The sequence below is a fragment of the Nostoc linckia z4 genome, from assembly GCF_002608075.1.
GTDB classification, from domain to species: domain Bacteria; phylum Cyanobacteriota; class Cyanobacteriia; order Cyanobacteriales; family Nostocaceae; genus Nostoc; species Nostoc linckia.
Map to the genome: position 1 here is coordinate 78,556 of NZ_LAHA01000006.1, position 13,645 is coordinate 92,200.

A 13,645-nucleotide genomic window follows, 5' to 3' on the forward strand; every position below is an offset into this window, starting at 1 on the left:
TCTGGATTCTGGATTCTGGATTCGGGTCAGCAGAGTTTAGAACATGCCACCCATACCACCCATACCACCCATGCCACCCATACCACCCATACCGCCCATATCAGGAGCAGCAGCAGGTTTCTTCTCAGGCTTTTCAACAACGATCGCTTCGGTGGTTAAGACTAAGCCAGCAATGGAACCAGCGTTTTGTATAGCTGAACGCACTACTTTAGCGGGGTCAATAATACCAGCAGCGATTAAATCTTCAAATTCTCCGGTAGCGGCATTGTAGCCAATATTAAACTCGGTTTCCCGGACTTTGGAGACAATCACAGAACCTTCAGCACCAGCGTTGTCTGCTATTTGGCGCAAGGGAGCTTCTAAGGAACGCTGGACAATATCAGCCCCAATTTTTTCTTCTGCATCCAGGCTGTTTTTAATTGTTTCTACTGCCTTGGAGAGGTGAATCAGGGTGGTTCCACCGCCAGGAACAATGCCTTCTTCCACAGCTGCTTTTGTGGCGTTCAGGGCGTCTTCAATTCGCAATTTGCGGTCTTTGAGTTCGGTTTCTGTGGCCGCACCTACTTTAATCACTGCCACACCGCCAGCTAGCTTAGCGATGCGTTCTTGGAGTTTTTCTTTATCGTAGTCAGAATCGCTGGCGTCCAACTGGCGGCGAATTTGACCAATGCGCTTTTGCACCTCTGGCTTGCTGTCACTACCAGCGACAATTGTGGTGTTTTCTTTATCGATGGTGATTTTGCGAGCAGTTCCCAGGGTTTCCAAAGAAGCAGTATCCAAACTCAAGCCGATTTCTTCAGAAATCAATTGTCCGTCGGTGAGAATGGCAATATCTTCTAGCAAAGCTTTGCGGCGATCGCCAAAACCAGGAGCTTTGATGGCAGCTACAGTCAGTACACCCCGCGCTTTGTTCACAACCAAGGTTGCCAAGGCGTCTCCTTCCACATCTTCCGCGATAATCAGCAAAGGCTGACCGGAACGAGCAACTTTTTCCAACACTGGCACTAAATCCTGAATGCTGCTGATTTTTTTATCAGTAATCAGGATGCGGGCATTTTCAAATTCCACGATTTGCCGTTCGTTGTTGGTGACAAAGTAAGGAGAAATATAACCTCTGTCAATTTGCATCCCTTCAACCACTTCTAATTCAGTTGTCAGGGATTTTGATTCTTCAACGGTAATCACACCATCCTTGGTGACTTTTTCCATTGCTTGGGCTAGCATATTGCCAACTTCTTCGTCGTTTCCGGCAGAGACAGTGGCAACTTGAGCGATGGCACTTCCTTCGACTGGTTTAGCTATCTTGGCAATTTCTTCTACAAGCGCTTCGATAGTCTTGTCGATCCCGCGCTTTAAGCTCACTGGATTACTACCGGCCGCAACGTTCTTCAGACCTTCCCGAATCAAAGCCTGTGCCAAAACGGTAGCAGTTGTAGTTCCATCCCCAGCAACATCTTTAGTTTTTGATGCCACTTCCTGGATGAGTCTTGCACCTGTATTTTCCAAAGGATCTTCTAATTCAATTTCCTTGGCAACAGTGATACCATCGTTGACAATTTGAGGTGCGCCAAATTTTTTCTCTAAAAGGACATTACGACCTTTGGGCCCCAAGGTGATTTTTACGGCATCCGCAAGGGCGTTAACACCCCTTTCTAGAGCTCGCCGCGATTCCTCGTCAAATGCAATAATTTTCGCCATGTTTTATTTCTCAAGCGCTTCCATTAGACAATTTAGCACTCACAGGTCAAGAGTGCTAATGTCTCCAACAAGTCAAGTTACAAATGGAATTGAAAAATTGATTAATATACAGGTGATCCTCATATTAAATACTGGCAGTAATGCTTGAATTGGGAGATGAACCTAGACAACTCCCTTAAATCCCTTGGTATTGTCGAACCTAGCGGCACCGGCTGGTTGGCAGTAGTATTTACATTCCTCTTAGCTTGGCTTGTAACCTGGCGTTTAATTCCCACTGTACGCAAATTCGCCTTGCGAGTAGGTTGGGCAGACCAACCAAACGCACGGCGGCTGAATCGAGAACCTTTGCCCAATGCAGGCGGGCTAGCTATCTACGCCGGTGTAATCGCCGCGCTGGTATTAGCTAGTCTTTTACGACCCATCGAAGTCCAAAACGTATTGGCTCAGGTACTAACTATTCTCTTGGGGGGTTCAATATTAGTCCTAGTGGGCTTTATTGACGATCAGTTCGGTTTACCACCCTCCGTTCGTTTGTGGGCACAAATTGTCACAGCACTGTTACTCGTAGCTAACGGCATCAGTGTGAAAGTGATGTTTGGCACACCCATCGACTCACTTCTGTCCATGTGCCTGACAGTACTATGGGTAGTGGGGATTACCAACGCCATCAATTTAATGGATGGGATGGATGGTTTGGCGGGAGGAATCAGCTTTATTACCGCCATGAGTTTGTTGGGGGTTTCAGCTCAATTTAACAATCGTGCGGCGGCTACTTTAGTTTTGGCAGCCTTAGGGGGTGCGGCACTGGGCTTTTTACGCCACAACTTCCATCCGTCACGGATTATTATGGGCGATGCTGGAGCGTACTTTTTCGGCTATGTATTGGCAGCAACTAGTATTTTAGGCAAACTGCAACAAAACACAGTGTACGCTCTGGTACCCACGGTTTTATTTTTGTTGTTGCCCGTACTAGATACTACTCAAGTATTTGTACGAAGGCTATTAGCAGGAAATAACCCTCTGAGCACTCCTGGCAAAGACCACCTGCATCACCGCTTGCTAGCCTGGGGACTCTCCCAACGCCATGCAGCATTCACACTGTGGGGAGTTACTTTGGTTTGCAACTTACTAGCGATGAGAATACAAGGTATGACTTTCGCTGTCATGTTAGCCACCGCCAGTAGTATTATTATTCTTTTGGGCTTTACTGTGTGGCAAAGGATACGTCAACAACATTAGACTTCTTGCAGAAGTAGGGAAAAGGGAAAGGGGAAAGGGGGTGCATGTTTGGTATTTTCCCTTTCCCCGGTTGTGAGCTTGTCGAACCATTAACATGATTCCCTTTGACCACAAGAGTGCAAGAGGTTTATTGTAGACTACCGCGTTTAATTTGTTCGCTTTCAATGGCTTCAAATAAAGCACGAAAGTTGCCTTCGCCAAAACCTTGAGCTTGGAAACGGCGCTCAATGAATTCAAAGAAGAATGTCGGCTGTTCAAATATTGGTTGGGTAAAAATTTGTAGTAATAATGGCGCGTTATTTCGTCCATCTAAAGGAGTATATTCTTGCCAATCAACGAGAATTTCTTGTTGGGCGATCGCTGCAATTTCTATATCTGATAATGGAAATTTCGGACGCTGTTTTAATTGTGTGTAATAGCTTTGGGGAACTGAAAGCAAGGATAAACCACTAGCACGAAATTTGGCGATCGCACTTACAAGATTTGTTGTCCGCAAAGCAATATGTTGAATACCTGGCCCCCGATTTACATCTAAAAATTCCTGAATTTGCGAATTTCTAGAAGCTGGTTCATTAATTGGCAATTGGACGTTGCCGTTACGCGAAACCATCACTTGACTATGTAAAGCAGAGCGATCGGTTTTAATTTTAAATACCTGCTGTGGTTTAAAATCGAGGATGTTTTCATACCAAGCAACAGCACGTTCTAAATCGCCAATTGCCACATTCAGTACGATGTGATCTATGGCAGTAATTAAAGAAGACGCAGGGACACGGGGAGAAGGAGACGCGGTGAAAGAATCTACTCCTCTTTCTATCAATGTATGAGTCAGTCCGCCCCAAGCGGCAATTTTGCTGGACTTAACAGATATTTCGCCTACATTTTCTTCTAGTATGGGTTGTAAAACTGTGGCACCGTGGATTTTAGCATGTGCGATCGCTGCTTCTACGTCTTCCACAACAAAGGCAACATCGGCTACGCCAGGGGGATATTGACGGAGAAATTCAGCCACCGGACTTGTGGGTAACAGTGGTGAAGACAGCAAAAAGCAGACGTTACCACTTTTAACGACTTCCGTACAAGTATGAAATGAACTACTGTGATGGGCTGCTGCTTGAAAACCAAGATGGTTTACAAACCAATCCCGCCACTTTTTGGCGTTTTCTACATAGAAATGAACGCTATCGAGTTTCATAGTTACTGAAAATCCAGCATATCAGCTTATATATCTTTAAATTTTGCCTTTTTTGCTAAATTTTCAGGTCTTTCCCAGGCAAGAATTATGTAAGCGAACTACAATGTCTCCAGACCTAAAAAAACAAATGACTATCGGGTTGAATGTTTATCTCCATTGGTACAGCTTGCGGTTCGGCAGAAAGGGCAAAGAAAATCGCATTGGCGGCAGTTTCAGCACTAAGCATTTTTTTCCGGTCTACTTTTAAGCTGACGTTATCCCAAAAAGGAGAATCTACCCCACCAAAGTAGAATAGCGTGAACTTGATACCAAAGCGCTTGAGTTCCTCTGCCATGCATTTGCTAAAACCGACAACACCAAACTTGGAAGCAGAATAAGCCGCCGCCATTCCCATTGAATGCTTGCCGAGAATTCCTACCACATTACAGATGTGACCAGACTTGTGTTTTTGCATCTCTTGGGCAGCAGCCTGAGTGGTGTAGAAACTGCCTTTTAAGTTGACATCTAACATTTTGTCTAAATCAGCAGGTTCCAGGCTATTGTAAGGCTTGAGTATGCCAGCACCAGCAGCATTCACCAAGATATCAATTTGACCAAACTCAGCAACAGTTTTTTCAATCAAAGTCTTTACTTGTTGAGGATCGGTAATATCGGTGGGAACGGTCAAAACTTGCCCTGGTAAATCAGCAGCCAGTGTGGTTAAACGCACCGCATCCCTCGCAGCCAATACAAACTTCACTTTGCTAGAAGCAAGTTTACGTGTTAAAGCTGAACCAATACCGCCGGTAGCACCGACAATAACAACGACTTTATCTTGCATTTTAATATTTACATTTCTTCACATCTTTTTACATAATACTGAATTATGAACTCAAGAGGCACTCTTGTGGTCAAAGGGATACATGTTAATGGTTCGACAAGCTCACCAACCGGGGAAAGGTTAAAATACCAAACATATACCCCCTTTTCCGGACTTCTGTAAGAAGTCTAATACATACGTCAGTCATCAGAATACGGGAAAGTTATTTTGTGCGACTGGCGGATAGCTTGCTTAGCTATAGTAATCCGATTTGATTCCTGAAATTATCTGCGTAGGTAGGGAACAGGGAATAGGGAACAGGGAACAGAAAAGAAGGGTATAGATGTGTACTGAATCTTGTTCAAAAATCAAATAGGAGTCCTATATCAGTGGCGGGTCTGAATCCCCCACTGAAAGATTGCTGAATTCTGTATTCTTCTTCAATTTCTGAAAAACTCAATACACTTCGTACTCTGTTTTTCCTGTTGTCTGTTTCCTATCTACACAAGTAAATTTTTCTCATCAAACCAAATTTCTATTGCAGCATTACCTCATAGTCTTTGCCATTTGGTTTTAATACAAATGTAGAAGATGATTCTAAATATTTGGTAAAACTAGAACCTAATTTTAGCTTTTTTAGAATTGAAGTAGGAGATATTCCTGTTATTTTTTGTATCTCTGTACCTAGTTTAGATACAGATAATTTAGTTTGAGGAGAATTGATTTGAAACTCTCGAATTATTTTTAATAAAAATTTATCTAATGTCTGGCGATCGCCAATTTGAATAAACTTGTCTTCTTTCTCTAGTTTAATGTTAATCGATTGTGTAGATAATTCATCTTGAGGATAAATTGCTTCTGCAATTTCTGGAGGATGTTGATGAATGTTAGTATTGAGATTACGCCTTTCTTCAAATAAATTCGCAATAGTGGCTAAATTTTGTAATTTCGTATTGATTGAATTTTGTTCATTTTTAATTAAATCCTGAATTTCTGCAACTACTTGTTGCAAAGATGGAATTTCTCTGGCTATTGTTATAGAATAATGAGTTAAGTTACCAGTATTTCTGTTTTCTATATGCAAAGTTTGTCCTTGTCTACGCACCCAATAAACAATCAAGCCTTGATTTTGCAGTTCGTTACAGAGGTGAACTAAAATTCCATCGCCAGAACAGACAAAAATTTCTTTAACTGTGGGATATGAGCGTAATATAGAAGCACCAAATCCAATCATTTTAGCATCAGCACTATCCTTACCTCCAGGCACATGAATCAGTTGATAGCCACGCTTATACAGTTCAATATCGTGCTTACCAATACTGGGATTTCTCCAATTAGCAAATGCTAATTTAACTTCCAGTGCATACTCACATATACTCGCTAAAAATAATTCAGAATTAATATCTAATTTTAAATTTTCCGCGTCTAAAAGTAAAAGAGAAATTTTTGTTTCTAATTGATGTTTCTGTTTGCTTTCCTGTTTTGGGTGAAGTTTTTGAATAAATTGGTTAAAAGTATCAGATTCTAGCAAATCTGGGGATAATAAAATTTTCCTTAGTTCTTCAGCAAAAAGCGAACTAAAAGAACTAAGGCTTATTTCTGTCAATTTTTCTTCTATTGGTAGTTTTTTTGCTAAAGCAATTTCTGTAGCTTCAGCCACAGTTGATTTAGTATGTCCATTACTATTAGCAATCAAATCACTTTCTACCAAAGGAGAAAGTATTGGTTCAAGGAATTGTTTACCACAGTTTTTGCACAGGTAATTCTGCTTGCCATTCCGACGACCATTTTTACGATATGAAGTAGATTCGCACCGGGGACATTTCATTTTTTATTGAGGTGGTCTAAAGCAGATACTCTTCTTAAGTTTATATTATAAAAAATTATCTTCGCTTAAATTAGTATTGCCCAACACAAGAAAAACTCAAAACTCGTGGAAATTAAATTACAGTCATTTGTTTTGATTTTTAGCCAAATTTTAATTGATGCGGGCAAAAACGTAATCGCGGGTACGGGAATCAAGGGGATTTGTAAAAATTTTATTTGTAGTACCAAATTCAACCATTTGAGTAATCCGATTTTCATTGCTGTGAAAGAAAGCCGTAAAATCAGACAGGCGAGTCACTTGTTGCATGTTGTGGGTGACAATTACAATTGTCAACTCAGAGCGCAAGCTCTGAATCAGATTTTCAATTTGCATACTACCAATAGGATCGAGACCCGAACAAGGTTCATCCATTAATAAAACTTTTGGTTTAACTGCCAAAGCGCGGGCAATACATAATCTTTGTTGTTGTCCTCCAGAAAGTTCTAAAGCAGATTTGTGCAATTTATTTTTCAGTTCATCCCAAAGTTCCGCAGCTTTAATGGCAGATTCGACAATTGCATCTAATTCTACTTTCGGATGCCATCCAACTAATTTCACACCATAGGCAACATTATCATAAACGCTCATAGGAAAAAGATTTGGCTTAGGAAAAACCATACTAATTTGGCGACGTAATCTACTTAAATTGACACGACGCTCATAAATATTTTGTCCATAAAATTCTACTCTTCCTTCAACAGTTACCTCTGCTTCTAATTCATTCATCCGATTTAACGATTTAAGAAAAGTAGACTTGCCACAACCACTAGAACCAATAATTGCCGTGATTTGGTTTTGGTAAATATCCATTGACACACCTTCAACTATCTTTTGAGTCTCGTAATAGAAGCTGAAGTTTTTGACTCTGATGGCTGAAATTAGTTTACTCATATTCCCAAAACGTGTGAAACAATACTTGACCAAGTAAGGTATTACAAATCAGCAGTGCTGTTTCACTATGTTACTCCTAAAAGGAGAACTTCATGGAAAATACGTAAGTATATAGTAAATATATAGCAAATATACCGTTAGTAAACGTTTATATTAAATTATGTCGCAAAAATCATTGTTGAGAAAATGAGGGAGGTGGGGAGATGGGGAGATGGGGAGATGGGGAGCTGGGGAGAATAGTTAATGACCAATGACTAATGACTAATTGACTTTTTACCCAAAACGTCCTGAAATGTAGTCGCGGGTGCGGGGGTCGATTGGGTTGTTGAAGATTTGTTCTGTAGCGCCAAATTCAATCATTTGACCAATTCGACTTTCATCGGTGCTAAAGAAAGCTGTAAAATCAGAGACGCGAGCAGCTTGCTGCATGTTATGGGTAACGATCGCAATGGTCAACTGAGACCGCAAACTATGGATTAGTTCTTCAACTTTCATGGTGGCGATGGGGTCAAGAGCTGAGCAAGGCTCATCCATCAACAGAACTTTGGGTTTGACTGCTAAAGCACGCGCAATACATAATCTTTGTTGTTGACCGCCAGAAAGCCCTAAAGCCGATTTATCTAACTTATCTTTAACTTCATCCCACAAAGCAGCGCTATGAAGTGCAGACTCGACAATTTCATCTAGTTCTACTTTTGGATATCTACCTGCTATTCTGATGCCGTAGGCAACATTTTCATAAATGCTGATGGGAAAAGGATTCGGTTTTTGAAATACCATACCAATTTGGCGGCGTAATCTATTGATATTGACACGAGGAGCATAAATATTTTGACCAAAAAATTCCACCTCGCCTTCAACTTTTACAGGCCCTTCTAATTCACTGATGCGATTCAAAACTTTAATGAAGGTAGATTTGCCGCAACCACTAGGGCCGATTATTGCTGTGACATGATTTCGATAAATATCTATTGATATATTTTCGATCGCTTTAATTGTGCCATAGTAAAAATTGATATTTTTTACTTTGATAGCTGGAATTAGTTGACTCATAAATTGCCCAAGTGCGAAATAAAATTTTTTAAACAGAATTCAGAAGTAAAAATGGGATTTGCCCGTTCTCAATAATGACTTCTGTTCATTTAATTTTTCTCTTGCTAATAACTACGCGAGAAATAATACTGACACATAAAATTAAACCCAATAAAATTATTGCAGTAGTCCAGACTAATTGATTTTTTTCTGGGTCTGGGTCGTTGTAGAGATTAAAAATTAGTACTGGTAAGGAAGCTGTTGGACTTAACAAACCTTCCGACCAATCTAAACTAAATAATGCAGTAAAAAGTAAGGGCGCTGTTTCACCAGCAGCACGAGATATGGCTAATAAAATTCCTGTAGTGATTCCAGGAGTTGCCGCAGTAACAACGATGCGAAAGGTAGTTTGAAAACGAGTTCCACCTAAAGCAGCAGAGGCGAGACGTTGAGATGTGGGAATAAGTTTTAAGGATTCTTCTGTTGTTAATATAATTACTGGTAGCATAATCACAGCTAAGGCAAAACCACCTGCGATCGCGCTAAATCCTTTTGTTGCCAAAACGATTATACCGTAAGCAAATATTCCTACAACAATTGAAGGTACACCTGTAAGAATATTAGTGATAAAACGAACGAGATTAGCAATTGGATTAGTTTGACCGAATTCTGCCAAGAAAATTCCTGTCATTACTCCTGTGGGTATGCTGAAAAAAGCACCAATAGTTACCATAGTTATGGTTCCTATAATGGCATTGCCGAACCCATTATCAATTACTGTTTTGATAAAAACTTCCCATTTAATTCCAGATATGCCTCGAAGGAAAATTTCCCATAAAATTGATAATAAAGGAATGAGTGCCAGAGTTGTGAATCCAAAGGCGATCGCATTCATTAAATAGGTAAATATTACTCGTTCTTTTGGTAGAGGACTACATAATTCTTTTATTATAGATTCATCATTTTCAGGTTCGATATAATCATTCATATTGCTCACAACTTTTAATTTTTAACAAAACCCTCAATCCACAGTAAGCACCAAGAATTAATTCTGAATTCTGGATTCTCAATTCTGAATTCTTATTCAATTATTTTTGCTAGCAAACCACCTGACTAATAATACAGCCCCAATATTTACAGTTAAAGTCAAGGCAAATAAAATTAATCCCAAATAACTTAAAGCACCAATATGTAATCCTGGTTCGGCTTCAGCAAATTCATTCGCTAATACAGAGGGAATTGTATAAGCCGGATCGAGTAAAGAAGCACTAATTTGAGCAGAATTACCAATTACCATAGTGACAGCCATTGTTTCACCCAAAGCACGTCCTAAAGCCAGCATTGCTGCACTGACTATTCCTGAAAATCCAGCCGGTAGCAACACTCGAAAAATTGTTTCCCAACGAGTACCACCTAAAGCCATAGATGCGCTGCGTAATTCTTTCGGTATGGCAAGTAATACATCACGAGTAATTGCTGCCATTGTTGGCAAAATCATGATGGCTAGAATAATTCCAGCAGTCAACATATTTGTGCCTACAGGGTCTTGTGTATTAAATATTGGGATGAATTTGAAAGTGTTACCTAGCAATTTTTCAAAAGGTTCTAAAACTGGAATAAAGCTAAAAATAGCCCATAAACCAATAATTACACTGGGAATAGCAGCGATTAATTCCACAACCAATGCTAAGGTTGTTCGTACAGATGTTGGTAAGAAATTTTCACTAGTTACTAAAGCAACTGCAATTCCCACTGGTACTGCTAATAAAATAGCGATCGCGCTACTTACTAGAGTTCCATAAATATAAGGTAATGCACCAAAAATTTGATTACCTGTATCCCAATCTTGACCCCATAAAAACCCGACTCCGAACTGTTTAATTGCTGGTAGGGCTTCTTTGTAAATTACCCAACTCATGAGAAATAATACAGCAAAAGTAACCACGGCAAAAAAGTATACTAGCCGTGTAAATCCTTGGTCAAACCAAAAATTTTTACCACTAATAGCTGTCAAATCGATGTTTTCATCATCTAAATTCGATTCAAATGATGAATTTTTGTCGGCTGGTTCTGATGAATTTGCCATGACAAACTAATAAAATAGATTTTTGGATGTGAGCATAGTAGACAATAAGGCAATAAGCAACAGCGATGAAGTTATTTATCAAGTAAAAATCAATTATTCCTGTTAAGGTGTTGACTGTTGACTGTTGACGGTTCACAGTCAAAAACAGCATTTTTACTTAATAAATATTCTCTAAAACTTTCACTGCAACAACGGTATCTTAATAAAAATCATTTCCAGGTAAAACCTGGAAACGAAAACTTAGGAACAAAATTCACCAGAATCAGAAGCCATAATTTGAAGACTTACGCAAGTAGCATATTATTTTAAGTTTGTAGTAAGGACTTTAGTCCTTAAAATCAGGGCTGTTTGCGGAGCATTCCCGTAGAGTAGCCCTTACTACAAGCAAAAAGTTTTGTTTTTTGTGACACTTGCATAAGTCCTGAATTTATCAAGAGGATATGATGATGACTAGATTTATTCGTCAATTTATCTCCTGATTTTTTAAATATTGTGACTCCTGAATTTTACATAAAACTAGCAATTAAGGCTTGACATTGCTATTCACTGTTTGAAGTACGCGATTTGCAATTTCAGATGGAATTTTGGTGTAGTTTAGGTCATCATTATACTGTTGACCGTCTTTCAATACCCAATTTATCCATTTCTTGATGGCATCAGATTTGGCAGCATTGGCATACTGTTTGTAAACCACGATCCAAGTAAGACCGACAATAGGATAACCTTGACTTGGATCTCCCACAAAAACGCGGTAGTTATCTGGAAAATTCACACTAGCCAAAGCTGCGTTTGCAGATTGTAAAGAAGGAGCAACAAATTGTCCTTGCTTGTTTTGGATCTGTGCTGATTTCAGGTTATTTTTGAGAGCGTAGGCATATTCAACATAACCAATAGAACCAGGAGTGCGAGCTACTAAAGCTGCAACGCCAGGATTACCTTTACCTTTAAGGACGTTTGGAAGAGTCCATTTTGGTGCAGTATTAGCTCCAACTCTGCCTTTAAAATAACCATTGATTGAACTTAAATGGTTAGTAAAAATAAAAGTTGTACCGCTACCATCGGCGCGAACAACAAATTTAATTGGTTGATTTGGTAGATTTACACCAGGATTATCAGCTTTAATTTTCGCATCATTCCAATTAGTAATTTGCCCTGCAAAAATCGCTGGTAATGTAGTGCGGGATAATTTAAGATTGTTAACTCCTGGAAGATTATAAACCACAGAGACTGCACCGCCGGCTGTGGGTACTAAGATTACACCGTTCTTGACTTTAGCGATTTCATCATCTTTCATTGCAGCATCACTACCACCAAAGTCAACAGTTCCAGCAATTACTTGACGAATACCGCCACCACTACCAATTCCTTGATAGTTAATTTTTAAGTCTGGATATTTCTTCTTAACTTCACGAGCATACCGTTCGTAAAGTGGAGCCGGAAAAGTTGCTCCTGCACCGTTGATGGTTTGAGCTTGTACGATGTTACCAAACATTGGACTTAGTGCAACAGAAGTTGTCACCAATGAAGTAGCAACGACACGATTCAAGATGCTGGTCGAAAAAATCATATTACCTCTGATTAAAGGAATATTCTACTGCTGTAATCACAACCTTAAATAAGCTAAATTTCTGATGGTTAAAGATAGTTTAACAATGGATGAATAAGAAGTTAATTTGTGTTTAAAAATTAATTTTTAATATTGGTGTAAATTATCAACTTTTGATGTGATTCTAAGAAAAAATATTATTTTTATATCAAAAACAAATATATTTTTGATGATTTAAATTACTTTTTAATCTCAAATTGTATCATCTAAAATCGCAAATTAGTTTCAGCGATCGCTCTCAAAACTCGTTCTCAAAACTAGTGGTCTATCGCATTAATTTTGATGAGTTTGTAGTAAGCACTTCAGTGCTTAAAAATCAAGAACTAAAGTCCTAACTACAAACTTATTTACCCCTCGTAACTAATGCGATAAACCACTAGTAGACTACAATCAAAAATGACTCAAATAACCACCATCAACTGCTAAAACCTGACCTGTAATGTAGGATGCAGCTGGAGAAGCGAGAAACACAACTGCACCCGCAATTTCTTGTGGATTTCCCCAACGACCAAGAGAAGTTCGATTTTGCAACCATTGGGCAATTTTCGCATCGGTAACTGCATCTGCATTACTCTCCGTCGCAAAGAAGCCAGGAGCAACTGCATTAACAGTGATACCAAATACTCCTAGTTCGGCGGCTAGAGTGCGCGTCAGGGCTTCAAGCCCTCCTTTTGCTGTGGTATAGACTGCATCCCCCGCATCTGCAATTTGTCCCGCGATGGATGTAATATTGATGATTCGCCCCTCACCCTTGGAAATCATCAACCGTGCGGCTTCCCGTGACAAATTGAACGGCGCAATCAAATCGGCGTCAATCAGCCGACGCACTGCATCCATTTCAAACTCGAAAAACTTACGGCGATCCCGCATTCCAACGTTATTGACGAGAATATCTAAACCGCCATGCATTTGTTGAATTTCAACAAATGCCTTTTTAACCGCGACTTCATCCGTCACATCAAACGGTAATGAGGAGACTGAACCACCAATTGACTCAATAATTGTAACTGCCTGATTGAGGCGTTCCAGATTTCGCCCATTGACGATGACGCACGCGCCAGCTTTAGCAAGTAATTTAGCAATTTCCAGTCCTAAACCTCGTCCTGCTCCCGTTACTAGGGCAACTTTTCCAGTTAATAAAAATTCAGATAACGCCACAACAATAAAGATTAAAAATGACTAAATAATATAATAAAATTGGCGTTGCTGATTGGTGGGATGATTTTTACCTC

11 protein-coding genes are annotated in these 13,645 nt (G+C 39.7%); 1 reads left to right on the forward strand and 10 read right to left on the reverse strand.

What is annotated here, in order from left to right:
• Window positions 1-36 precede the first annotated feature (36 nt).
• Entirely contained in the window at window positions 37-1,698 is a 1,662-nt protein-coding gene (groL, locus tag VF06_RS07925; protein WP_099067013.1) for a chaperonin GroEL, read from the reverse strand.
• A 156-nt stretch (window positions 1,699-1,854) separates the two neighbouring features.
• Between groL and VF06_RS07930 the strand changes: the two genes are divergently transcribed.
• Window positions 1,855-2,937: an MraY family glycosyltransferase gene (locus tag VF06_RS07930; RefSeq protein ID WP_099067012.1), complete on the forward strand. Its 1,083-nt coding sequence runs from the start codon at window positions 1,855-1,857 to the stop codon at window positions 2,935-2,937.
• A gap of 127 nt (window positions 2,938-3,064) precedes the next feature.
• On the opposite strand, the gene hppD is transcribed toward VF06_RS07930, so the two are convergent.
• The 9 genes from hppD to VF06_RS07975 all read right to left on the reverse strand — a co-directional run bounded on the left by hppD (window position 3,065) and on the right by VF06_RS07975 (window position 13,571).
• Window positions 3,065-4,132, reverse strand: coding sequence for a 4-hydroxyphenylpyruvate dioxygenase (hppD, locus tag VF06_RS07935; RefSeq protein WP_099067011.1), 1,068 nt, complete (start codon window positions 4,130-4,132; stop codon window positions 3,065-3,067).
• A gap of 115 nt (window positions 4,133-4,247) precedes the next feature.
• Entirely contained in the window at window positions 4,248-4,952 is a 705-nt protein-coding gene (locus tag VF06_RS07940; protein WP_099067010.1) for an SDR family oxidoreductase, read from the reverse strand.
• Between the two features lie 514 nt (window positions 4,953-5,466).
• Complete coding sequence (locus VF06_RS07945) at window positions 5,467-6,759, reverse strand: IS1/IS1595 family N-terminal zinc-binding domain-containing protein (RefSeq protein ID WP_099067009.1); 1,293 nt, start codon at window positions 6,757-6,759, stop codon at window positions 5,467-5,469.
• Between the two features lie 150 nt (window positions 6,760-6,909).
• On the reverse strand, window positions 6,910-7,689 hold the full coding sequence (gene pstB, locus VF06_RS07950) for a phosphate ABC transporter ATP-binding protein PstB (RefSeq protein ID WP_099067008.1): 780 nt from the start codon (window positions 7,687-7,689) through the stop codon (window positions 6,910-6,912).
• A 273-nt stretch (window positions 7,690-7,962) separates the two neighbouring features.
• Complete coding sequence (gene pstB, locus VF06_RS07955) at window positions 7,963-8,742, reverse strand: phosphate ABC transporter ATP-binding protein PstB (RefSeq protein ID WP_099073063.1); 780 nt, start codon at window positions 8,740-8,742, stop codon at window positions 7,963-7,965.
• An 85-nt stretch (window positions 8,743-8,827) separates the two neighbouring features.
• Window positions 8,828-9,709, reverse strand: coding sequence for a phosphate ABC transporter permease PstA (gene pstA / locus VF06_RS07960; RefSeq protein ID WP_099067006.1), 882 nt, complete (start codon window positions 9,707-9,709; stop codon window positions 8,828-8,830).
• Between the two features lie 96 nt (window positions 9,710-9,805).
• On the reverse strand, window positions 9,806-10,807 hold the full coding sequence (pstC, locus tag VF06_RS07965; protein WP_099067005.1) for a phosphate ABC transporter permease subunit PstC: 1,002 nt from the start codon (window positions 10,805-10,807) through the stop codon (window positions 9,806-9,808).
• A 523-nt stretch (window positions 10,808-11,330) separates the two neighbouring features.
• Window positions 11,331-12,374: a phosphate ABC transporter substrate-binding protein PstS gene (gene pstS / locus VF06_RS07970; protein ID WP_099067004.1), complete on the reverse strand. Its 1,044-nt coding sequence runs from the start codon at window positions 12,372-12,374 to the stop codon at window positions 11,331-11,333.
• Between the two features lie 429 nt (window positions 12,375-12,803).
• Window positions 12,804-13,571: an SDR family oxidoreductase gene (locus VF06_RS07975; protein WP_099067003.1), complete on the reverse strand. Its 768-nt coding sequence runs from the start codon at window positions 13,569-13,571 to the stop codon at window positions 12,804-12,806.
• Window positions 13,572-13,645 lie beyond the last annotated feature (74 nt).